The 23,312-nt window shown below is 68.7% G+C and carries 19 protein-coding genes; 12 read left to right on the forward strand and 7 right to left on the reverse strand.

Annotated elements, in window-relative coordinates:
- Positions 1-122 precede the first annotated feature (122 nt).
- The 6 genes from IE224_RS11280 (at position 123) to IE224_RS11305 (ending at position 8,273) form a co-directional block, all read left to right on the forward strand.
- Positions 123-1,145, forward strand: coding sequence for a LacI family DNA-binding transcriptional regulator (locus IE224_RS11280; protein WP_167623652.1), 1,023 nt, complete (start codon positions 123-125; stop codon positions 1,143-1,145).
- 95 nt (positions 1,146-1,240) lie between these two features.
- A complete protein-coding gene (locus tag IE224_RS11285; RefSeq protein ID WP_191310441.1) occupies positions 1,241-4,420 on the forward strand; it encodes a DEAD/DEAH box helicase in 3,180 nt (1,059 codons plus the stop codon).
- 332 nt (positions 4,421-4,752) lie between these two features.
- Positions 4,753-5,637 (forward strand): siderophore ABC transporter substrate-binding protein, encoded by an 885-nt coding sequence (locus IE224_RS11290; protein WP_191310532.1) that lies wholly within the window; start codon positions 4,753-4,755, stop codon positions 5,635-5,637.
- Complete coding sequence (locus IE224_RS11295) at positions 5,637-6,581, forward strand: iron chelate uptake ABC transporter family permease subunit (protein WP_191310443.1); 945 nt, start codon at positions 5,637-5,639, stop codon at positions 6,579-6,581. The genes IE224_RS11290 and IE224_RS11295 overlap by 1 nt, the downstream gene beginning before the upstream one ends.
- Positions 6,574-7,518, forward strand: coding sequence for an iron chelate uptake ABC transporter family permease subunit (locus IE224_RS11300; RefSeq protein WP_191310445.1), 945 nt, complete (start codon positions 6,574-6,576; stop codon positions 7,516-7,518). Before IE224_RS11295 ends, IE224_RS11300 begins: the two co-directional genes overlap by 8 nt.
- Positions 7,515-8,273 carry an ATP-binding cassette domain-containing protein gene (locus IE224_RS11305; RefSeq protein ID WP_191310447.1) on the forward strand — a complete coding sequence of 253 codons (759 nt, stop codon included), beginning with the start codon at positions 7,515-7,517 and terminating at the stop codon, positions 8,271-8,273. Before IE224_RS11300 ends, IE224_RS11305 begins: the two co-directional genes overlap by 4 nt.
- On the opposite strand, the gene IE224_RS11310 is transcribed toward IE224_RS11305, so the two are convergent.
- From IE224_RS11310 to IE224_RS11335, 6 genes are all read right to left on the reverse strand, one after another.
- Complete coding sequence (locus IE224_RS11310) at positions 8,270-8,578, reverse strand: DUF2218 domain-containing protein (RefSeq protein ID WP_191310449.1); 309 nt, start codon at positions 8,576-8,578, stop codon at positions 8,270-8,272. The genes IE224_RS11305 and IE224_RS11310 overlap by 4 nt on opposite strands.
- An 85-nt stretch (positions 8,579-8,663) precedes the next feature.
- Entirely contained in the window at positions 8,664-10,892 is a 2,229-nt protein-coding gene (locus IE224_RS11315) for a TonB-dependent receptor (RefSeq protein WP_202380149.1), read from the reverse strand.
- A gap of 256 nt (positions 10,893-11,148) precedes the next feature.
- The gene (locus tag IE224_RS11320) at positions 11,149-12,207 is read right to left on the reverse strand and encodes a DUF1513 domain-containing protein (protein WP_191310451.1); all 1,059 of its coding nucleotides are present in this window, start codon (positions 12,205-12,207) and stop codon (positions 11,149-11,151) included.
- Positions 12,207-13,202: an imelysin family protein gene (locus IE224_RS11325; protein WP_191310453.1), complete on the reverse strand. Its 996-nt coding sequence runs from the start codon at positions 13,200-13,202 to the stop codon at positions 12,207-12,209. Before IE224_RS11325 ends, IE224_RS11320 begins: the two co-directional genes overlap by 1 nt.
- A complete protein-coding gene (locus IE224_RS11330; RefSeq protein ID WP_191310535.1) occupies positions 13,184-14,755 on the reverse strand; it encodes a di-heme oxidoreductase family protein in 1,572 nt (523 codons plus the stop codon). The genes IE224_RS11325 and IE224_RS11330 overlap by 19 nt, the downstream gene beginning before the upstream one ends.
- Before the next feature lie 33 nt (positions 14,756-14,788).
- Positions 14,789-16,039, reverse strand: coding sequence for an imelysin family protein (locus IE224_RS11335; RefSeq protein WP_373305544.1), 1,251 nt, complete (start codon positions 16,037-16,039; stop codon positions 14,789-14,791).
- A 243-nt stretch (positions 16,040-16,282) separates the two neighbouring features.
- On the opposite strand from IE224_RS11335, the gene IE224_RS11340 reads away from it, so the two are divergent.
- Entirely contained in the window at positions 16,283-16,456 is a 174-nt protein-coding gene (locus tag IE224_RS11340) for a CsbD family protein (RefSeq protein WP_229849346.1), read from the forward strand.
- Positions 16,457-16,688: 232 nt separating this feature from the next.
- Complete coding sequence (locus IE224_RS11345) at positions 16,689-18,347, forward strand: BCCT family transporter (RefSeq protein ID WP_191310458.1); 1,659 nt, start codon at positions 16,689-16,691, stop codon at positions 18,345-18,347.
- 67 nt (positions 18,348-18,414) lie between these two features.
- Here IE224_RS11345 and IE224_RS11350 read toward each other — a convergent pair whose 3' ends face one another.
- Positions 18,415-18,675, reverse strand: coding sequence for a hypothetical protein (locus tag IE224_RS11350; RefSeq protein ID WP_167623663.1), 261 nt, complete (start codon positions 18,673-18,675; stop codon positions 18,415-18,417).
- Between the two features lie 551 nt (positions 18,676-19,226).
- On the opposite strand from IE224_RS11350, the gene IE224_RS11355 reads away from it, so the two are divergent.
- From IE224_RS11355 to IE224_RS11370, 4 genes are all read left to right on the forward strand, one after another.
- Positions 19,227-20,783, forward strand: a complete 1,557-nt coding sequence (locus IE224_RS11355) for a UbiA family prenyltransferase (protein WP_191310460.1) — start codon at positions 19,227-19,229, stop codon at positions 20,781-20,783.
- Positions 20,784-20,845: 62 nt separating this feature from the next.
- Complete coding sequence (locus IE224_RS11360) at positions 20,846-21,235, forward strand: GtrA family protein (protein ID WP_191310462.1); 390 nt, start codon at positions 20,846-20,848, stop codon at positions 21,233-21,235.
- Complete coding sequence (locus IE224_RS11365) at positions 21,235-22,566, forward strand: FAD-binding oxidoreductase (protein ID WP_191310464.1); 1,332 nt, start codon at positions 21,235-21,237, stop codon at positions 22,564-22,566. The genes IE224_RS11360 and IE224_RS11365 overlap by 1 nt, the downstream gene beginning before the upstream one ends.
- Positions 22,563-23,312: an SDR family oxidoreductase gene (locus tag IE224_RS11370; RefSeq protein WP_191310466.1), complete on the forward strand. Its 750-nt coding sequence runs from the start codon at positions 22,563-22,565 to the stop codon at positions 23,310-23,312. Before IE224_RS11365 ends, IE224_RS11370 begins: the two co-directional genes overlap by 4 nt.

Consider the following 23,312-nt stretch of genomic DNA (forward strand, 5'->3'; position numbering starts at 1 on the left):
AGCATCGGTTCAGCCTCTCCCAGGCCGATGTAAACGATTGCTACCAAATTCATCTCATAGCCATTGCCATCCCGTCAACAAAAAATGTAATCCATTACAAAAGCGGAACGCGGCGGGAAATCATGGCCATTGGGATCAAGGACATTGCTCGGCTGGCGGGGGTCTCGACCGCGACCGTCAGCCGCGCCTTGTCGCAGCCCGCGCGGGTGTCGCCCGAAACGCGCGCGCAGGTGATGGCGGTGGTCCAGGAACACGACTATCGCGTGAACTCCTTCGCCCGATCCCTGCGCGTCAGGCGGGCGGACGCGGTGCTTGCCCTTGTGCCGAACCTGGGCAACCCGTTCTTTTCGGAAATCATCGCAGGGATCCAGGATGGCCTGACCCCTGCTGGCCTGGATCTGCTGGTCACTGATACCCTGTCCCAGCAGGAACGGCGGCAATCCCCCGTCACGCATCTTCAGGCGGCAAGGGCCGACGGGCTGATCTGCCTGGATGGGGCGCTGCCGCCCGATATCCTGGACGAACTGGCCGCGCCCGATGTGGCGGGCCGCGTGGTCTTCGCCTGCGAATGGCCCGAAGGACGCGGCTTCCCGGCCGTGCGCAGCGACAACCGCGCGGGCATGGCCCTGGCCGTGCAGCACCTGGTCGGGCTGGGCCACCGCGACTTCGCGCTGCTGACGGGGCCCGCGGGCAACATCCTGACCGAGGAACGGCGCGAAGGCGCCGAGGAGGCCTTGCGTCAGGCGGGGCTGACCCTTCCCCCCTCGCGCATCGCCGGCGGCAGCTTCGAGATTCGCGACGGCTTTCGCGCGGCAGGCGACCTGATGCGGATGCCGTCCCGGCCCACGGCGATCCTGTGCAGTTCGGACCAGCTTGCGATCGGCTGCATTTCCGGCCTGTCGGAACTGGGCGTCCGCGTCCCCCAGGACGTGTCGGTCGTGGGCTTCGACGACATTGCGCTTGCAGCCTATTCCCGCCCGCCCTTGACCACGATCCGGCAGGATCGCCGCCGCCTTGGCCGCATCGCGGCGCAGCGCCTGCTGTCCAGCCTGTCCGGCAAGCCCCCGGCCGAAACGCTGACCACCCTGCCGGTCGAGATCGTCGTGCGCCGGTCGACAGCGCCCGGCCCCAAGGCCGCGAACTAGGCCGCAGGTTGCCGGCCGGAACCGATGCCGGGGCCGCCGAATTGATCCGACGACGCGGGCAGATCCCCTGACCCAATCGGCGATCAGAGGTGCAGATGTCCGACCCCCTCCCCCCCTCCGTCGAGGCGCTGACCCTTCTGCGCGAGGCAGGCCCCGCCGACCGCATCCTGCACGTGGCCCGCGACGAACGGACGGCCGAGGCGCTGGCCGCCTTCCTGGGGCGCGTGCTGCCCGACCGCCGGGTCCTGTTCATGCCGCCCTGGGATTGCCTGCCCTTCGACAGCGCCTCGCCCACGCCCGATGCGATGGGCCGCCGCATGGCCGTCCTGCACCAGTTGCAGGATCCACAGGCGGGCGACATCGTCGTGGCGCCGCTTTCGGTGCTTCTGCAACGCCTGCCGCCGCATGACGCCCTGCGCAGCCTGTCCATCGGGACGGGCGATCCCCTGGACACGGCAGCCCTTGAGGCCTTTGCACGGCGCGCGGGATATACCGCCGACGACCGCATCGACGAGCCGGGCGAAATCGCCATCCGCGGCGGCACGGTCGAGATTTTCGCCGCCGGCAACGCCCTGCCCTGCCGGATCGAACTGTCGGACGGCGTCGTGACCGCGCTGCGCTGCTTCGATCCCGTGACCCAGCGGTCCACCGGAGAGGTCGACCGGCTGGACATCGTCCCCGTGACGGAACTGCCACCGGCCGAGGATCCGGCCGAACGCGGGGCGGAACATCGCCTGCCCAAGGCATGGCAATTCCTGGCGACGCTGCCCGACCACATGGGTGATGCCCGGATCATCGCCCTGCCCGCGACCCTAGCCCTGGCGGAACGGCGGCTGGCCCGCCTTGAAGAAGCCCGCGCCGAGGCCGAGGCCGACGGGGGCCATCCCCTGCCCGTCGATGCCCTGTATCTGGGGGCGTCGGAATGGGCGGATCTTGCGGCCCGCATCCAGGCGCCGGACCCCGGCGACTGGACCTCCGTTCCCGCCTTTGCCGCCGCCGCCCGGCCGCGCGCACGGCTGGCCCAGTATCTGGCTAGTGACGCCGTGGCGGGACGGCCCGTGGTGTTTGTCGCCGGATCCGAATCGGAACGGGCGCGCATCACCCGGATGCTCGCGCAGGCCGCGGGCGATCCGCCCGCGCGGGCCGCCACCTGGGCCGAAGCCATGGGCCGGGACCGTGCCATCCTTCTGGCCGATCTGGCCGAAGGCGCGGTCGCCCCCGACGTGGCCCTTGTCACCGGCCAGGATCTGCTGGGCAGCCGCGCCGGATCAAGCCCCCGCCAGGCCTCGCTGCAGGCGCTGCCCTCGGCCGGGCTGGAACTGGGCGATATCGTCGTCCACCAGGATCACGGCCTTGCGCGGCTCGAAGGGCTGGAGCCGCTGGACGCGTCCGATCCCGGCACCGAGGCGATCCGCCTGACCTTTGCCCGCGAAGAACGGCTGATGGTGCCGACCCATGACGCGGGCCGGATCTGGCGCTATGGCAGCGGCGATGCGGGGGTCAAGCTGGACCGCCTGCGCGGCACGGCCTGGCCCCGGCGCCGCCAGGCCACGGCCGATGCCCTGGACCGGCTGGCCGATCAGCTTGTGGCGCTTGCCCGCGAACGGGATGCGGCGAAGGCACCGGAACTGGTGCCCCCTGCCCGCGACTATGAACGCTTCATTGCGCGCTTTCCGTTCCAGCCCACCCCCGACCAGGCGGCGGCGGTGCGCGCGGTGCTGGCCGACATGGCATCGGGACGCCCGATGGACCGGCTGGTGATCGGCGACGTCGGCTTCGGCAAGACGGAGATCGCCCTGCGCGCGGCAGCGGCGGCCGCGCTTGGCGGCCGGCAGGTGGCTGTCTGCGCCCCGACCACCGTGCTGGCGCGGCAGCATTACGATACCTTCCGCCGCCGCTTCGCCCCCTTCGGGATCACCGTGGGCCACCTGTCGCGCCTTGTCACGGGCAAGCCCGCCGCAGCGGTCCGCGAGGGATTGGCCGACGGTTCGGTCCGCATTGCCGTCGGCACCCATGCCCTGCTGGGCAAGGGCGTGACCTTTGCCGATCTGGGCCTGCTGGTCATCGACGAGGAACAGCGCTTCGGCGCCGCCCAGAAGGAAAAGCTGCGCGACCTGGGCCAGGGCCTGCACGTCCTGTCGATGAGCGCGACCCCCATCCCCCGGACCTTGCAGACGGCCCTTGTCGGGTTGCAGGATCTCAGCATCCTCCACACGCCCCCTGCCCGCCGCCGCCCGATCCGCACCCTGCTGGCCGATGACGGGGATGCAACGCTGCGCCAGGCCCTGCTGCGCGAACACCGCCGCGGCGGGCAAAGCTTCGTGGTCGTGCCGCGGGTCGAGGATATCGCGCCCGTGGCCGAACGCCTCGAACGCCTGCTGCCCGCCCTGCGGCTGCGCGTCGCCCATGGCAGCCTGTCGGCGCGAGAGATCGACGAGGTGATGGTGGGCTTCGCCGGGGGCGATGGCGATGTCCTTCTGGCGACCGGGATCATCGAAAGCGGGCTGGACGTGGCGCGGGCCAACAGCATGGTTATCCTGCGCCCGGCGCTGTTCGGCCTGGCACAGTTGCACCAGTTGCGCGGCCGGGTGGGGCGCGGCCCGGTGCAGGCCTATTGCCACCTTCTGACGGCGGAGGGCGAGGACCTGTCCGAGGATGCGCAGAAACGCCTGGGAACCCTGCAGGCCATGGACCGGCTGGGCGCGGGAATGGCGATCAGCGCGGCCGACCTCGACCGGCGCGGTTCGGGCGACCTGCTGGGGGAACGGCAGGCGGGCCATGTGCAGCGGGTGGGGCTGGGGCTTTACCAGCAGATGCTGGCGCAGGCCCTGCGGCGCGCAAAGGGGCTGGCCGAGGTTCCGCCTCCGCCGCAGGTGCCGGGCGAACCGGGCCACTTCCCCGCGGATTATGTCCCCGAACCGGAGAACCGGCTGGACCTGTATCATCGCATCGCCCGCGCCTCGGACGCGGCCGAGGTCGCGCGCCTTGCGGACGAGATCGCGGACCGCTTCGGCCCCCTGCCCGAACCCACCGTCACGCTGCTGCGCGCGGCAGGCCTGCGCGCGCTTGGCGCGGTGCTGGGTGTCGAGACCCTCAGCCTCGGCCCCGAAGGGGTGGCGCTGTGCTTCCGCGACGGGGTGGACATGGAAGACCGCGCGCCCCTGGCCCTCGACCTGGACGGCGTCGCGATCGAAGACCGCCGCCTGACGCTGCACCACCCCGGCCCCGAGGACCGCCTGGACGTGGCAAGCGACCTGCTGGAACGGATGGCCTGACGGGTCAGCCGGATGAACCTTCGTCTGGCATGGTAAGACGGGTTCCAGATCAGAATTGACATGTCAGTTAAGCATGTGGGCGGCCCAAACGAACCGGACGGGACGTTCAGCCCCTGCCGATGAACTTCAAACCCTGAGACAATCATGACCTTGCGAGGGATTTAACAAGGCAATTACAGTAGGTTGAAAGCGCCTGCCGCCGCACCCCCTTGCATTCCCGCATTTCCCGAGTCTTTTACTTGCCAATCCCGGCCGGCGGCGAGGCTTGTCGTCAGCGCCGTGCCCGCATCTTGAAAGGCAGCGTCGTGAAGAACCTGATACTTGCCCTTGCCATGGCCGTTCCGGCAAGCGCCTTGGCGGACATCGTGACCGAAACCGTAACGGTCCGGACAGCCGTCGGCGAGGTCGCGGCGCCGGTCGCGCCGGAAACGGTCGTGGCCCTGGATTTGGCGGCACTCGACAGCCTGGCCGCGCTTGGCGTGCCGGTGGCGGGTCGTCCCGACATGACGCCGCCCGCCTATCTTGCCAAAGCCGTTGAGGGCGTGCCCACCGTCGGCACCTTGTTCGAGCCGGATTTCGAGGCCCTGGCCGTCATGGCCCCGGACCTGATCGTCGCGGGCGGCCGGTCGCAGCCGCAGGTGGCGGCGCTGTCGCGGATCGCGCCGACGCTGGACATGACGGTCGGGGCCGAGGATCTTGTCGAGGAAGCCAAGGCCCGGCTGGACGCCTATGGCGCCATCTTCGACCGCGCCGAACAGGCACGGGACCTGAAGGACGACCTTGATGCGGCGCTTGATGAAACGCGGACGGCGGTGGGGGGCAAGGGGAACGCCCTCATCCTGCTGGTCAGCGGCACCAAGATTTCGGCCTATGGCGCCGGGTCGCGCTTTGGCTGGCTGCACGACCGGCTGGACCTGCCCCAGGCGGTTCCCGATCTTCGCGAAGGCAATCACGGCGAAGCGGTGTCCTTCGAGTTCCTGGCCAAGGCCGACCCGGACTGGCTGCTGGTGATCGACCGGGGCGCGGCCATCGGCCAGGGCGGCGAAGCGGCCGCGGCGACGCTGGACAATCCCCTTGTCGCTGGCACCAAGGCCGGAAAGGCCGGCCAGATCCTGTATCTGGACGGCGCGGCCATGTATCTGGCCGCGGGCGGGGTCCAGTCGCTGATGCTGACCCTGGAACAGCTGCGCCAATCCTTCGCAAACGCCGGCGCCTGATGAGGGGATGGACCGCCGCAGGGCTGGCGCTTGGGGTTCTCGTGGCGGCAAGCCTCGGGATCGGCGCGGGCGATCTGTCGGGGGCCGACGGGGGGCAGCTGTTCCTGGCCAGCAGGATGCCGCGCACGGCCGCCGCGCTTCTGGCGGGCGCGGGACTGGCGCTTGCCGGGGCCGTGGTGCAGATGGCGGTGCAGAACCGCCTGGTCGAGCCCGGCCTGACCGGCACCCCCGAATCCGCGATGGCGGGTCTGCTGGCGGTGACGCTGATCGCGCCCGGCACGCCGCTGCTGGGCAGGATGATCGTGGCCTCGGTCGCGGCGCTTGCGGGGACGGCGGGCTTTCTGCTGCTGGCGCGGCACATCCCGCGCGAGGATCCGATCCTGCTGCCGCTGGTGGGGCTGGTCTATGGCGGCATCCTGGGATCGGCCGTCACCTGGGTCGGCTGGACGACGGACCTGATGCAGCTTCTGTCCAGTTGGCAACTGGGAGAGTTCTCGGGCGTCCTGCAGGGCCGTTATGAGCTGCTGTGGCTGATCGCGGGGCTTGCGGCGCTGCTTTATGCCATCGCCGACCGGATCACGATGCTGAGCCTGGGCGAGGACCGCGCCCGGAGCCTTGGCCTCGACTATCGCGGGACGCTTTTGTCGGGGCTGGTCGTGGTGGCGGTGATCGTTGCGGCGGTGGTGGTCACGGTGGGGGTGCTGCCTTTCGTGGGGCTGATCGTTCCCAACCTCGTGTCCCGCTGGCGGGGCGACAACCTGCGCGCCAACCTGCCGATGATCGCGGCGGCGGGCGGCGGGGCGGTGCTGGCGTCCGATGTCCTTGGCCGCGTCATCCGCTGGCCCTACGAGATACCGGCGGGCACGATTTTCGCCGTTGCGGGGGCTGTCCTGTTCCTGTGGCTGCTTTATGCCCCCGGCAAGGCGCCGCGCCGCCATGGCTGACCGGTCCCTGCTGATCCTCGCCGCGGCCTGCGCGGGCGCCGCGGCCGTCTATGTGGCCTGGGGGCTGCAAGGCCCCTACGGCTTCATCCTGTCGCTGCGCGCGACAAGGCTGGCCGCGCTTGCCATCGTGGGCGCCTCGGTCGGTGCGGCGACGGTGATCTTCCAGACCATCACCGCGAACCGCCTGCTGACCCCCGGCATCGTCGGCTTCGATTCGCTGTTCGTGCTGATCCAGACCCTGCTGGTGCTTGGCCTTGGCGGCATGGGCTATGCCGCCCTTCCCGCCTTTCCCAAGTTCCTGGTGGAGATCCTGTGCCTGTGCGCCGTCGCGGTCGCCCTGTTCGCCAGCGTGCTGCGGGCCGGATCGTCGGACATGACCCGGCTGGTCCTGACCGGGGTGATCCTGGGCGTGCTGATGCGCGGCCTGACAGGCTTCGTGCAGCGGCTGCTTGACCCGACCGAGTTCGCCCTGGCCCAGGCCGCCACCTTCGCCAGCTTCAATTCGATTGACCCGGTCCAGGTGGCCTTCGCGGCGCCCATCCTGATCCTGGCCCTGCTTCTGGCCTGGCGCCTTTCGCCCGTGCTGGACGTCGCGCTTCTGGGCCGGGACGGCGCGCGGTCGCTGGGGGTCGATCACGAGCGGCTGACGATGGCGGCGCTTGCGGTGGTGGCGATGCTGGTCGCGACCTCGACCGCCGTGGCGGGGCCGGTGACCTTCCTGGGCCTTCTGGCGGCAAGCCTTGCGGCCGCCGCGCTGCCGCACTGGCGCCACGCGGTGCTGATCCCGGGGGCGGCGCTGACGGGCGCGCTGATCCTGATCGTCGGGCAGTTCCTGTTCGAAAGGCTGCTGGGCCTGCAATCCACCCTGCCCGCCATTGTCGAATCCCTGGGCGGGCTGGTGTTTCTGGTGATGGTCCTGAAAAGGCGGACGGCATGATACGGGTAACGAACCTTGGCCTGGCCATTGACGGCAAGACGATCCTCCACGACATCAGCGCCCGGATCCCGCCGCAAGGCCTGACGGCGGTGATCGGCCCCAACGGCGCGGGCAAGTCCAGCCTGCTTTACTGCCTGTCGGGCCTGACCCGGCCGACATCCGGCCAGGTCAGCATCGACGGCGCCGACATCACGGCGGCGCGGACGACGGATCGCGCCAGGATGCTGGCGCTGCTGCCGCAGGTGACGCCTGCCCTGCCCCGGCTGACAGTGGCCGACCTTGTGGCCTTTGGCCGCTGGCCCCACCACAGGGGCCGTCCCAACGACACGGACCGCCGCATCGTCGCACAGGCAATCCGGGACCTGGATCTGGACGACCTGCTGGACCGCCGCCTCGATACCCTGTCGGGCGGGCAGAGGCAGCGGGCCTTCATCGCCATGAACCACGCCCAATCCACGCCCTGGATGCTGCTGGACGAACCGCTGTCCGCCCTTGATCCGCGCTACGCGTCCGACATCATGGCCCGGCTGGTCGAGCTGTCGCGTCCCGGCACGGGCCGCGCGATCGTGGTGGTGATGCACGACCTGGCGATGGCCGTGCGCCATGCCGACTGGGTGATCTGCCTGAAGGCGGGCCGCCTGTTCCGGTCCGGCCCCCCGTCCGAGACGCTGACGGGCGCCGGCCTGTCCGCGCTGTTCGACACCCCCATCCATGTCGAGCATCTGCGCGGCCGCCCGGTGGTGATCATCGACTAGCCGGTCGCCTGCCCGGCGCCGTCGCGTTTCCAGTCGAAAACCAGTTCCTCGCGGAAGGCGAAGCGCCGCAGGTGGTCGGCCACCACCCCCTCCAGCCGGTCCAGCCCCTCGGCCGTGGCGTCGGCGATCTGGACATCCAGCCCGGCCTCGCTGGCCGACAGGGTCACGACCTGGCCGTCGCCGAATGCGATGCGCCCGGAACGGTCGTCGAACTCGACCGCGAAGCGGTGGCTCCAATGCTTGCAAAGCTGCTGCAGATAACGGCTGGCATGGCCGGTGGCCGCATGGGCACGGGATGTCGTCATGGCTTGTCCTTCGAATGGCGGGCTTGCTGCCCCGGTGGAACGGCCGGACGGGGCGATCCGCGCCCGGCCTTGTGCTGTCCTTGCGCTAGAACCTGATCGACGCCGAGAGGGAATAGGTGCGCGGCGCGCCCGCGGACAGGAAGCCCCGCGCCGACGTTGCCCAATAGTTCTCGTCCAGGACGTTCTCGACCTGGGCGCGGAGCTGGATGTCCCGGCCGTCGGCCCGTGCCACCGCATAGCGCACCCCCAAGTCGAGCCGGGTCCAGCCGTCCACCTTCTGGGTGTTGGCCTGGTCGTACCAGGTCGATCCGCCATGCATCAGGCGGCCGGTCAGCGTCAGGTCGCGGATCCCGGGCGTGTCGTATTCGGCGTAAAGGCTGACCGCCGTGTCGGGAATGCCGGGGGCGTCCTTGCCGTCGAACGCGCCATCCTGGGTGCGAACCAGCGTGGCGTCCAGAAAGGTCACGCCGCCCAGCAGGCGAAAGCCCTCCATCGGCTCGCCCGCGACCGACAGCTCCAGCCCCCGGTTGCGCTGCTGGCCCCCGACCGAAAAGACGTTCGTGGCCGGATCGGTGATGCCGTTCGGCTGGCGGATCTCGAACAAGGCCGCGCCAAGGGCCACGGTGCCGGTGTCGTATTTCAGCCCGACCTCGCGCTGCCGGTTGACGGTGGCGGGGAAGATCTCGCCCCCGTTCACGGCGGCGGTCGGCGCAATCGGTCCCTCGGTCAGCGCCTCGACATAGTTGGCGTAGACCGACAATCCGTCCGTGATCCGATAGGACGCGGCGACGGCCGGAGTGAAGGCCTCGTCCTCGTAAAGATAGTTCCGCTCGCCCACCGGGGCCTCGGGGATGCCGGGGCGGGTGTTGAAGCCGCGCGACCGGATGGTCTGGTAGCGCCCGCCGATGGTCAGTTGCAGCCGGTCCTGGTCAAAGGACAGCGTGTCGGACAGGGCGATGCTGGTCGCCGTGAGATCGGCGAAGGGGATCAGGTCGCCGGACCGGGGAAGGCCCGTCGTGTCCACCGAACCGTCCGGCAGATAGACCGGGTCATAGATGTTGGTGGGGTTTTCCGGGAAGACCAGAAGGCGCGGGTTGAAGCGGCCCCGGTCGTTCTCGTTCACCGAACGCGCCGCCGACAGGCTGAGCGCATGGCCGACGCTGCCCGTCATGAACTGCGACCGCAGCCCCACCTCGCCCGAGAAGCCCCGGATCTGCTGCGGGTTATAGCCGAAGGTGTTCAGCGCATCGCCATCCGCGTCCTGGATCACATAGTTCGAGGTCAGGAAATCCTCGCGGTACCGGCTGGCCCCCGCGGCAGCGTAGATCGTCGTGTCGGGACGGATGTCGTATTCCAGCCGCCCCGCGATCATGCGATGGCTGCTGTCGTGGTATTCGAAGGGATTGGCGGTGTTCACCTTGCCGTCGGGCGCATCGGGGATGTCGATACCTGGCAGGGCCGCGTTGAACAGCGAGGTCGGCGCGTCGAGGTTCTGGTTGGACAAGCTCGCATCAAGCGAGGCGCGCAGCCGGTCGCCGCGGTAGTCCAGCCCCAGCGTCGCCACGCCGACCTCGACGCTGTTGTTGTCAAGCGCGCTGTCGCCCGCCCGCCAGGACCCGTTGGCGCGCAGGCCCCATCCCCCGCCGGTGCCGAAGCGCCGCCCCACGTCCAGATGCGTCCACACTTGCGAATCCGACAGGATGCTGGTGGTCAGTTGCGTCAGGGCCTGATCGCCCGCCCGCTTGGGCACCAGGTTGATCGTCCCGCCGACGCGACCGACCCCGCCATTGGCAAGGGCGGTCGGTCCCATCAGGACATCGACCTGCGCGATGCCTTCAAGCGCGCTGCGGCGGGGGTTGGCCAGATAGGGCAGCCCGTCGAACAACGTGTCCAGGTTGGTGACGGAAAAGCCACGGATGAAGAAGGAATCGCGCTCGCTGAAGGTGGGGGCGTCCTGACGGACCGAAGGGTCGTTCGACACCAGATCGCCAAGGCTGATCGCCTGCTGGTCCTGGATCAGGGCCTCGGTAAAGCCCGTGACGCGGAACGGTGCCGATTGCGCGTCGCGGTTCCCAAGCGCGCCAAGCCGGACCTGGGTCGATACCTGGCCGCCTGCATAGGGCGCGGCGGGCGCGTCGATGGTCCCGGTGAGCAGGCCAGCCGCGTCCAGCGTGATCGGCGCCAGGACCGTGGGTTGGGCCGGATCGGCAACCGGTTGGGCCAGGGCCAGGGCCGGACCAAGCGCGGCCATCGAGACGCCCAGAAGCAACTGCGGAACATGTCTGACGAAGTAACGGCTTGCGGGGCGATGCATCGGTCCATCCTGAGGTTGAAGAAGACGCGCCAGATCCTGTCACATCGGTCGGCGCTGATTCTTTACAATTATAGTCAACAATCGTGGAAGGGGAAAAAGAACCCGACGGCGCAAGCCGATCTTGCTGGTCTTTCACGGCTTCCTGTTGCGGATCTGCATCTCGTAGCGCGGCACAGCCGGCAGCGCGGCGCGACTTTACCGAGCCCCGCCTCTGGCCAGCACCCGATGCTTTCCGCCTGACCGGAAAGGCTGGCGCCTAGCCGATGCGGACCAGATGGTTGTCCCAGGCCAGGTCGTGGCGGGCGCGCAGGCGCAGGCCGGCTTCATCGGCAGACCAGATCGCGCCGCCGCCATCGGTGAAGGTGAAGGGGGCGTCGGCTGCGGGGGCCACGCCGCAGATGTCGGCGCGGCGCAGGGTGGCGCGGTGGGCGCCCCCCTCATCATGGATCATCGCCACCCCGCCGCGGGGCGAGGTCACGGCGATCAGCCCCCCATTGGCCGCGATCGATCCGGCATAGCCGCGCATGGCCGCGGCCTGATCCTCGGGCGGGGTGGCCAGGGCCAGCGCGGACCCAAGGATGCCCAGCAGCGGGACCGTCTCGGCCGGGTCGCCCTGCCATTGCATGGCAAAGGCAACACCGTCCCGCAGCAGCGCCAGGTGCCTGATCGAGTTCTGGTGCAGGCCCAGATCCAGTTCGGTCAGGGACAGAAGCCCGCCCGTCGGCGACAGGACGGCAAGGTTCGGGCGCATCCTGTCCAGGTTCAGGGGCGTGCGGTCCAGCGGGTCGGTCTCGATCCCGCCATTGGCCTGGATGATCGCCCCGTCCGCGCGGGTTCGCACTTCGTGCGGGCCGATGCCGTGGCTGTCCATCTGGCCCAGCCGGGCATAGTCCTGCGCGGCGTCCCAGATGCCGATCCGGCCCGCCGATCCCTGCGCCACCACCTCGGAGGTGTAGAGAAGCCGGCCATCGGGCGAAAAAGCGCCGTGGCCGTTGAACTGCAGGCCCGGCGGCGGCGCAAGGCGGTGCAGGACGGCGCCCGTCCGGCAGTCCAGCACCAAGGCGAACAGGCCAGGGCGGCGGGCAAAGGCCACGGCCTCGGCCCGGCCGGGATGGGCGGCTGCGGCATGGCCGCGACCGGGCAGCGGGACCGCGAAGACCAGCCCGCCGCCGGCGTCGATCCCGTAAAGCGCGTGGCTGTCGTCCGGCGACCGCGCTGCGGCGACCCAGGCGGGCGATCCTGCCGCGGCCCAGCCCCGGCGGGGCAGGATCGCCGCCGCCGCAAACCCCTTTATCACCATGCGCCGGTTGGCCATCAGTCACCATCCTTTGCGTTGAACCCGGTCGAGACGCCAAGCGCCGCCCCGATCTCGGTCTCGACGGCCGCCTGGGCGGATTGCACCGCCTGCTGGAGGATCTCGACCTTCAGCCGCCCTTGGGGCGTTGAAACACCTGCCAGGACCGGGTCTTCCAGGTCCTGGGCAAGCGCCAGCGCGCGGTCGAAGGCGGCCTTGGTCAGGGGCGCGTCGGGATGCAGCGCCAGGGCCAGATCCCGCAGACCTTCCAGCGAAAGGCGGATGTTGCGCAGGCTGCGGCCGGACGCCACCGCCTCGGCCCGTTCCGGCCGAGGCTTCTGGAACGTGCCCAGGGGCCGGCCAAGCCGCCCGTCGGACAATGATGCCAGCCCCGTCACCAGTTGCGTGAACAGCGCCTGCCGCGCCTCGTCCGTGGTCAGGTAGCTGGTGTTCGCGTCGCCGGGCGTCGTCAGCAGCGCCGCATGGGCCGGCCATTCGGCAGCGATCTCGGCCGTCATCCGCGCCAGATCCGCCGCCGTGGCCCGGCGCAGGGCGCAAAGCCTGTCTTCGGCACCCGTCAGGGCCGAGGGGTAGAGCAGCCGCTCCAGCCCCGAAAGCCCGCGCGCCGCGACCGAGACCTGGGCAAAGAGGGCGGGATCCGCGATCACCTGCGGATCGCCCGCGACAAGCGCCTGCTGCGCCCGCAGGCCCGACGATTTCGGATCGGGCCAAAAGGCGATTGCAAGCGACCGCCCCTGTTCCTCGACGGGGCCGAGGCGCAGGAAATCGATCCGCGCCCAGGCGTCCCAGGCCTGCTGGAACGGCGCCCGCATCGCCGCGGGGGCGCAATCCTGCCGGGCGGCGTCGTCCAGGTCTGCCGCGGCATCGGCCAGCCCGGCATAGGCGGGCGTGATGACCTGATCCACGGCCTCGGCCAGGTCCGCCGTCGCGGGCGTTCCCAGCAGCGCCGCAAGGGCTGCAAGGGCCGCCATGCGGGTCAAAGCGATCGGAGCCATGCGATCAACGCCTTTCGGTCAGGGGTGGGCAGGGCGACGACCGCGTCGCGGGCGGGCTGGGCTTCGCCCCCATGCCACAGGATCGCCTCGATCAGGGATCGGGCGCGGCCGTCATGCAGGTAGCTTTCGACGCCCGTGACGGTGCCGTTCAGCGAGATGCCCCATAAGGGCGCGGTGCGCCATTCGCGACCCGTCGCGCGGCTTTCGGGCCGGTTGTCGGCCAGCCCCTCGCCCATGTCGTGCAGCAGCATGTCGGAATGGGGCCAGATCAGCTGGAAGCTTTGTTCGGGCCGGCCGTCCAGCCGATGCGTCACGAACTTGGGATTGTGGCAACTGGTGCAGCCGATGTCATGCGCGATCTTCTTGCCCCGCAGGACCTGCGGATCATCCAGGTCGCGCCGGGCCGGCACCGCCAGGTTGCGGCTGTAGAAGGTCACCAGGTCCAGGCCCAGGCCGTCCACCTCCAGCCCCTCGCGGACGTCCGGTTCCTGCCCGGCCGGCGCGGCGCGGCAGGCGGCCTGCGCTTCGCTGCATTCGCCGAAGGGAAAGGGGAACAGCGGGTTCGACAGGCCCATGTCGCCCAGAAAGGCACTTGCCGATTGTTCGCGGATCGTCGCGTTGCCGGCCTTGTGGCCGAAGCGGCCCAGCATCGGGCGGTCGAATTCGCTGGACCAGACGATCTGCGGCCTGCCGGATATGCCATCCCCGTCCCGGTCGTCGGCATCGGCCAGGGCCAGGATGTCTGCCACCGGCACCGCCTCGAGCAGGCCAAGGCCGATCATCTGCGGGGCGACGCGGGCCGAGATCTGCAGGTCTGGATGCGGCGCGCCATGCACAGGGTCTTCCACCGCAAAGGACGGGCGGCGCAGTGTGACGACCGTGCCGTCGGCCAGGGTCACGGGTTCCTCGGCCCAGGCGACGCCCATCCGCGCCTCGGCCAGGAAACCCGCCAGGGCCAGGTCCTGCAACTGCGCCCCATAGACCGGATCGGGGCTGGTGGCGATATAGTCCGGGATCTCGGGCCGGGCAGGTCCGCCGGGGACCGACAGGCGCAGGAAGGCGGAAACGCGGCTGTCGTCCGGCCCCTGTGGCAGATGCCCGCGCCCGTCCTTGATGTGGCAGTTCTGGCAGGCGCGGGCGTTGTAGAGCGGCCCCAGCCCGTCGCTGCCTTTGGTCGAGGATGGCGCGCCGACCCAGAGCTTGCGGAAGATGGCGTTGCCCAGCTTGAAATCCATCTCGCGCGCGCGGGGCAGGTTGGGCGGGAAATGCGAAAAGGCATCCGCGTTCGGGACGAAGCGCGCCGTGGCGGCCCCGGCGGGCTTGTCCTCGAAGGGTTCGGGACGGGTGAAGTCGGCGGGTGGCGCCAGCACCGCCGCGATGCGCGCGGCCTCGGCCCTTGTGCGGGGGGTGATGGGCAGATGGGGTTCCGCCTGCCAGTCCGTGGCCGTGGCCGGGCCGGGCGCCACCGGCACCGCCCGCAGCGCATCGGAGGGGGTGTCGGACAGCCCCGGCGCGACGGCCGCGCCAAGGCTGGCCGCCAGGGCCGCAGCCATTCCGGCCAGGGCGCGCGCCACCGCAGGACCGCCTTACTGGAAGACCGCGTTCGGATCGTCGAGGCTGTCGGACCCTTCGAAGGCGATGCCATCCAGGCCAAGGGCCGCGACCGCGCGTTCGATGGATTTCGCCTGTTTCACCAGCCCGTCCACGCCCGCCTGGATGATCGCCGCGCCTTCCTGGTTGCCCGGCGCCAGCATCTGGTCATAGGCCATCCCCGCTTCGGCCTTGTCGCGCAGCGCGGTCAGCGCCACCATCGTGGCGGCAAGATCGGCCTGCAGCGCCTGATCCACGCCCGCATCGGCTTCGGCCACCAGGCCCGACAGGGACGGGCCCGCGACTTCGCTGCCATCCACCCGCACATAGCGGCCCAGATAGACGTTCTGGATGCCAAGCCCGTCATGGTAGTGGCTGAGATGGGTCTGGTCCGAGAAGCAGTCATGTTCTTCCTCGGGGTCGTTCAGCATCAGGCCCAGCTTCATCCGCTCTCCGGCCTGCTCGCCATAGGACAGGCTGCCCATTCCGGTCAGCATGGCGCGCAGCCCGGCCTGCGGATCGGCCGTGACCGCCGCGCGGGCGGGGCCGTCCGTTTCCCAGTTGTCGGTCATTTCCCACAGGTCGGACACCAGCAGATCGGTCGCCGCGACAAGGTATTGGGCGCGGCGGTCGCAATTGCCGTTGGTGCAGCCCGCGCCCGCCATGAAATCCGTATGGGGGCGGCTACCCGCGCCCGGCCCCGTTCCGTTCAGATCCTGCCCCCACAGCAAAAACTCGATCGCGTGATAGCCCGAGGCGACATTGGCCTCAATCCCGCCGGCCTCGTGCAGCGCGCGGATGATGTGGGGGGTGATGGTCGCCGCATCCACCGTCTCGGATCCCAGTTCAAGGACGGGGTTGGCGATCACGTTCAACTGCGCCAGCTCGTTATCCTCGGTCGAGGGGGTGCCTTCGGCGACATAGTCGATCAGCCCCTCGTCCAACGGCCAGGCGTTCACCCGCCCTTCCCAGTCGTCGACGATGGGGTTGCCGAAGCGGAACACCTCGGACTGCTGATAAGGGACGCGCGCGGCCGTCCAGGCCTGACGCGCGGCGGCCAGGGTTTCGGGCGAGGGATCTGCCACCAGGTCGCCCACCGCCCGTCGCAGGGCCTGGGCCGTGGACAGGCTGTCCCCATAGGTCGCAAGCGCAATATCCGCATAGGTGGTCACGACCTCGGGCGGGCCGGCCAGGACAGGGGCGGGAAGCAGGCACAGGACCAGCGGGAATCGACGGCGCAGCGACATGGTCATTTCCTTGAGGAAGGCGGGATCAGGGACAGGCACTGCCGGTCCACCCAAGTCTTTTTGTCGGATTTTGTTGCAAGTCAATCGGAATATGCGGCGGCGGGGTTTGCCGGGCTTTGTGCCCGCCTGCCGTCGCGCCGCGATCACGTTCCCGCGGGCTGCCACCTGCCGGCGGAACGGCCGCCCCCACACTGCGTTGGTCCTGCGAAATGTGACAAACAAAGGAGCACCGAAATGGGCGAGATGACCGACAAGCTGAAAGCGGCGGCGAACAAGACGGCAGGCAGCGTGAAGGACGGCATCGGCAAGATGACCGACGATCAGTCCCTGCAGGCCGAAGGCAAGGCCCAGAAGACCAAGGGTTCCGTGCAGGACGTGTCGGGCACCGTCAAGGGCAAGCTCGGCAACGACATCTGAACCAGGGTCCAGTCCCTGCCCAAGACCCCGCTTCTGCGGGGTCTCTTGCGTGGCGGGACCGCAAAAATGGCCTTTCCGCGCCATCCGGGCTGAACTTTCAGCGCCCCGGGGTGTTTGGCTTCACAATCGCCGCCGGTAACGGGACCGAGAGCAGCCTGCGCATCATGACCTGTGGGCCGTTCCCGCATCCTTTTTCCGGCAGAAGCCATGCGACACGGAAAAGGACCCGCATTTGCCCGATCAAGCCGTCCCCCTCGACCCGCAGACGCCCGATGCCATTCCCGCCCCCGAGGGCGCGACCCAGGTGATCCAGACGGATTACGAGGTGGGCCAGGACAACATCAACTATCGACGCCGGTTCGTGTTCGAGCTTGATATCCACAACATCGTCTTCAGCATCTCGGCCCTGGGGGTGGTCGCCTTCACCCTCTTGACGCTGATGTTCCAGAACACGCTGGATCCGCTGTTCGCGGGCTTGCGGGATTTCCTGACGGCGAACCTCGACTGGTTCTTCATCGTGGTGGGCAACCTGTTCGTGCTGCTGTGCCTGGCGCTGATCGTGCTACCGCTTGGCCGCATCAGGCTGGGCGGGCCGGATGCAACGCCCGACTACAGCTATCTGTCCTGGTTCTCGATGCTGTTCGCGGCCGGCATGGGCATCGGGCTGATGTTCTATGGCGTGTCCGAGCCCTTGGGCAACTACACCGCCGCCTTCGACGGGCCGGTCACGGGACCGGATGGGGTGCGCACGGACTGGGCGCCCCTGGACGGGGTGCCGGGCGATGCGGAAGGCGCGCGGCGGCTGGCCATGGCCGCCACGATCTTCCATTGGGCGCTGCATCCCTGGTCGATCTATGCCATCGTCGCGCTGTCCTTGGCGCTGTTCTCGTTCAACAAGGGCCTGCCGATGACCCTGCGGTCGATCCTGTACCCGATCTTCGGGGAACGGGTCTGGGGCTGGCCGGGCCATGTGGTCGACATCCTGGCCGTCTTCGCGACGATCTTCGGGCTGTCCACCTCGCTCGGGCTGGGCGCGCAGCAGGCAAGCGCGGGACTGAACTTCCTGTTCGGGCTGCCCGCCACCACCGGCGCGATGATCTTCCTGATCATCATCATCACCGGGATCGCCACCGCATCGGTCGTCGCCGGGATGGACAAGGGCGTCAAACGCCTGTCCGAGATCAACATGGGCCTTGCGGTCCTGCTGCTGTTCTTCGTGATCGCCGCAGGCCCGACGATGCAGATCGCCACTGGCTTCTTCAAGAACCTGCAGGCCTATGCCCAATACCTGCCGGCGCTGTCGAACCCGGTCGGCCGCGACGACGACAACTTCCGCCAGGGCTGGACCGCCTTCTACTGGGCCTGGTGGATCAGCTGGTCGCCCTTCGTGGGCATGTTCATCGCCCGCGTCAGCCGCGGCCGCACCGTGCGCGAGTTCCTGATCGCGGTGCTGCTGATCCCCTCGCTGGTCTCGACCCTGTGGATGACGGCGCTTGGGGGCACGGCGATCAGCCAGGTGGTGAACCAGGGGCTGGTCTCGGTCCAGGACGCCGCGCTTGAACTGCAGCTGTTCGAGATGCTGGCCCATCTGCCGCTGACGGGGATCACGTCGCTGGTGGGGATCGTGCTGGTCATCGTGTTCTTCGTCACCTCGTCGGATTCCGGGTCGCTGGTCATCGACACGATCAGCGCGGGCGGCAAGATGAACGCGCCGACCCCGCAGCGCGTGTTCTGGGCCACCGTTGAAGGGCTGATCGCGATCGCCCTGCTGCTGGGCGGCGGGCTGGCCGCGCTGCAGGCGATGGCAGTATCGACCGGATTTCCCTTTGCCATCGTCCTGCTGGGCGCAAGCTTCGCGCTTGTGAAGGGGCTGATGGCCGAGCCGCGATGACGACCCTCGGGCGGGCGTGCCGGATCAGGACCGGCAGGCCCCTGGCCGGCGGGGGCGACGCGCTGCCCTAGCCGGTGCGGAAGGCGACATAGCCTGTCATGCTGTCGTCGAACTGCTGGCGATAGCCGCCGTCGGTCGTGATCCTGACCACCGTTGCCTCGAACGCGGGGCCATCCTCGGGCGCGATCCTGATGGTCCTGGCCCCGGTGAACTGGGTCGCGCGGACGGGGATGGCGGTGAAGGCGATCTCGCCCTCGGTCAGGTTTCCGTATCTGATCGACCCGTCGAACGGGCCCAGATCGTCGATGCTGAATGTCACACGGGTCATGGCTGATTGATCCTCCTGCCGCTGCAAACCCAACAACCTGCTGCGGGACCTGTTCCATCGCCCCGGGCGGGCCGGATCCCGCCACCCGCGCGGGGCGATTAACCTTTGTTCCATGCGGCCGGTGGAACAGATGCCCCCCCTGGCGGTTCATCCTGCGTGATCGGCCAGGGACGGGTCTCTTGCGAGGCGGTTCCACAACAAGAGACAGGCAATGAGCATTCCCGCCCCCGACGCCCTGCCCAAGGGTCTGCGTGCTGCCCCTTCCCTGGAACGGCGCGATCCGGCGCGCAGACGGATGCGCAGGCCTTGGCCGGGCGCGGAACAACCCTTTCATTGCCCCGCCTGAAGAAGGAGCGCGAGATGGCGACCCAACCCAGTGAACGGGCTTGCACGGGTCGTTCGCAACCACCGCAGCCATCTGCCCGCGACCGGCGGGCCGGATGGGCCCCGCGACGAACGTGATGACATCCGGCGGCCCCTGACAGGCGGGGTCCGCGCCGCAGCACATGCCCACCGTCCCCCGACGATGCGCCCGAACAGAAGCGAGCAAGATGAAAGTAACGGATACCAAACACGAATCTGTTGCGCTGTTTCCAGGCCATCCCCGGGCTCGGCACGACGAGGATCACCGCCGCCATCTGAACGATCCGGGCGGTCGCGCCCTGGCCATTGCCCGGCGGCAGGAACAGCCCGCCACGGGGCGGCCGCTGGCCGTCGACCTGGACGGGACGCTGATCCGGTCGGACCTGCTGATCGAGACGGCCTTCGCCGAACTGGGCCGGCAGCCCCTGTCGCTGGTCGGCATGGTCGGCGCCCTGGCCGGCGGCAAGGCCGCGCTGAAGCACAAGCTGGCAGAAAACGCCGATTTCGACCCGTCCACCCTGCCCTATGATCCCGTGGTGCTGGATTACATCCGGGCGGCGCGCGCGCAGGGGCGGCAGGTCTATCTGGCATCGGCCAGCCATGAACGGCTGGTCAAGGCCGTCGCGGACCACCTGGGCCTGTTCGCGGGCTGGTTCGCGTCCAATGCCGAAACGAATTGCGGCGGCAGGGTCAAGGCGCAGAAGCTGGTCGCGGCCTTTGGCGAAGGCGGCTTCGACTATATCGGCAACGACGCGGCGGATCTGCGGGTTTGGGACAAGGCCGGCAAGGCCATCGCGATCCGCACATCCGGGCGCGTGAACCAGGATCTGAAACGGGCGCATCGCGATGTCGAGGTGCTGTCCTGGGAAAGGCCGACCTGGCGCAGCTGGGCCAAGCTGGCGCGCACCCACCAGTATTCCAAGAACGCCCTGCTGTTCGTGCCGCTGATCACCGCCCATGCCTTCGAGCTGGTGGCCTTTCTGCAGGTCTTCCTGGCCTTCGTGGCCTTTTCGCTCTGCGCGTCCAGCGTCTATATCCTGAACGACCTTGTCGATCTGCAGGATGACCGCAAGCACCGGACGAAATGCAACCGCCCCCTGGCCAAGGGGACGATCCCGCTGGCGCAGGCGCTTGTGGCGATGCCGGTCCTGCTGGCCCTGTCGATGGGTCTGGCGGCAGCCATCTCGTTGCCGTTCCTGGGCATCCTGGTGATCTATTGCGTTCTGACCACCACCTATTCCTTCTTGCTGAAGCGCAAGGCGCTGCTTGATGTCCTGTCGCTTGCGGGCCTTTACACCCTGCGCGTCATCGGCGGCGCGGTGGTGCTGGGCGTGACCGTGTCGGCCTGGCTTCTGGCCTTTTCGATGGCGCTGTTCCTTTCGCTGGCGCTGATCAAGCGGTTCGTCGAACTGGCCGCGCGGCTGGATGCCCACCTGCCCGACAGCAGCAGCCGCGGCTATCGCAACACCGACGCAGACCTGGTGATGATGCTGGCGGCCGCGTCCGGCTTCAACGCGGTCACCGTGTTCATCCTTTATGTCTCGAACGAAAGCATGACGCTGCTCTACAGCACGCCGCAGATCCTGTGGCTGGCGGCACCGATCCTGACCTACTGGATTGCGCGGATGCTGATGCTTGCGCATCGTAGGGTCATGGATGACGATCCGGTGGCATTCGCGACGCGGGACAGGGCCAGCATGATCTGCGGCGCCCTGATCGGTCTGGTGATGTTCGCAGGGGCGTGATCCATGGTGGCAAGCAGCGCCGCCTGCGCAGGGCCGCGGTTCTTTCGGTGGAGCAGTGTCGTATGACCATCGCCATTCGCTATGTCCTTTTCGCGATCGTTTCGACGCTGGTGAACTTCGCGACGCAGGAAGCCGTTATCCGCGTGGCGCCGCTGGGCCTGTCCATCCTGGCAGGCACGGCGGCGGGTTTTGCGGTCAAATATGTGCTGGACAAGAAATGGGTCTTCTATGACGGCTATACCAGCCACGGCGACGAGGCCCGAAAGGTGACGCTTTATGCCGCCTTCAGCGTGCTGACGACCATGGTGTTCTGGGGGTTCGAGATCGCGTTTTGGATTATCTGGCAGACCGACCTTGCCAAATACGCGGGCGGCGCGATCGGGCTTGCCATCGGCTATGCCGCGAAATTCGCGCTTGATCGCCGCTTCGTCTTCCAGGCGGCTGCCGCCTGATGTTGCTGGAGGGTTGGGGAAGGTATCCGCGTTTCGAAAGCGAAGCCCTTGGCCTGGGCGACCCCCTTGCGGTGCCCGGCCTTGTGGCGTCAAGCCGCGGCATCATCGCGCGCGGCAACGGGCGCGCCTATGGGGACGCGGCCATCGGGACAAGGCGGACGCTTGGCGCGCTTGGGCTTGACCGGATGAAGGCCTTCGATCCGCAAAGCGGGCGCCTGACGGTCGAGGCGGGCATGCTGCTGTCCGACATCCTGGCGGCCTTCCTGCCGCGCGGCTTCTTTCCGCCCGTCGTGCCGGGGACGAAGCTGGTCACCGTGGGCGGGATGATCGCGGCCGATGTCCACGGCAAGAACCACCACCGCGACGGCAGCTTCGGCGATCATCTGGAACAACTGACCCTTGTCCTGCCATCCGGGCAGGCGGTCGCCTGCGGGCCGTCCGAGAATGCCGACCTGTTCCGCGCCACCGTCGGCGGCATGGGACTGACAGGCATCATCACCGGGGCGACCTTCCGCATGAAGCCCGTCGAGACCGGCTGGATCCGGCAACGCACGATCGTCGCCAAGGATCTTGCCGGCGCGCTGAAGGCCCTGGATGACAGCGACGCGGCCACCTATTCCGTGGCCTGGATCGACTGCGTGGCACGGGGCGCGGGGCTGGGGCGGTCGCTTATCTTCGCGGGCGAGCATGCCACCCGGCAAGAGGTTTCATCCGAACGCCCCGACGCCCCGCTGCTGCCCCTGGCCAGCCCCGGCCGGCTGGGCGTTCCCTTCGACCTGCCCGCCATGACCTTGAACAAGGCCTCGGTCGCGGCCTTCAACGAACTTTACTTCCGGCGCGGCGCCCGAAACGGCGACAAGCCCTTCCTGACCCACTGGCATCCCTATTTCTTCCCACTGGACGGGGTGGACCGGTGGAACCGGATCTATGGCCGCCGGGGCTTTTTGCAGCATCAATGCGTGGTGCCGCCCGCCACTGCCCATGCGGCCCTGGCCGAGATCCTGGACCGCATCACCCGGTCGGGAAAGGCCTCGTTCCTGGCGGTGCTCAAGAAGATGGGGGCGGGGGGCAGCCTGATGTCCTTTCCCATGCCGGGATATACGCTGGCGCTTGACCTGCGCGTCACGGACGAAACCTTCGCTCTTCTGGACCAGATCGACCGGATCGTCGTCGCGGCAGGCGGGCGGCTTTATCTGGCGAAGGATGCAAGGCAGTCCCGCCAAACCTTCGAGGCGGGCTATCCTACCTTGGGACGCTTCAACGACCTCCGCAGCGCCATCGGCGCCCCCGGCCACATGGCCTCTCATCTTTCAAGCAGGCTTGGCATATGACAGAGAACCGCAAGACGATGCTGCTGATCGGCGCCACCTCGGATATCGGGCGCGCGACGGCTATGGCCTATGCCGAGGCGGGGTGGCAGGTGCTTCTGGCCGCCCGCAACGTGCAATCGGCCCAACGCAATGCAGACGACATCGCCACGCGCACCGGCGCAGGCGTCGGGGTCCATGCGCTTGACATCCTGCACAGCGACGCCATGCCGGGCTTCGTGGACGGCCTGCCGGTCCTTCCGGACACGGTGGTCTGCGTGGTGGGCGAGATGGGCGACCAGGAACGCGCGCAGGTCGAGTTTGACCATGCCGCCATGGTGTTCCGCACCAATTTCGAGGGGCCGTCCCTGCTGCTGGGGCATTTTGCGAACCGCTTCCTGGCGCGCGGCTCGGGTTCCATTGTCGGGGTCAGCTCGGTGGCGGGCGATCGGGGGCGCGGCACGAACTACATCTATGGCGCTGCAAAGGCCGGGTTCACGGCCTTCCTGTCGGGCCTGCGCAACCGCCTGGCCCCCAGCGGCCTGCGCGTGGTCACCGTCAAGCCGGGCTTTGTCCGGACGCGGATGACGGCGGGCATGAAGCTGCCCGGCCTGCTGACCGCGGAACCCGCCGAGGTGGGCGCCGCGATCCTTGCCGCAGCCGAAGGCAAGCGCGGCCGCGACGTGATCTATGTCCGCCCCGTCTGGCGCGGGGTGATGTCGGTGATCGGCGCCATCCCCGAGCCGATCTTCAAGAAGCTCAAGCTCTGA

It is taken from the genome of Paracoccus aerius, from assembly GCF_014656455.1.
Taxonomy (GTDB): domain Bacteria; phylum Pseudomonadota; class Alphaproteobacteria; order Rhodobacterales; family Rhodobacteraceae; genus Paracoccus; species Paracoccus aerius.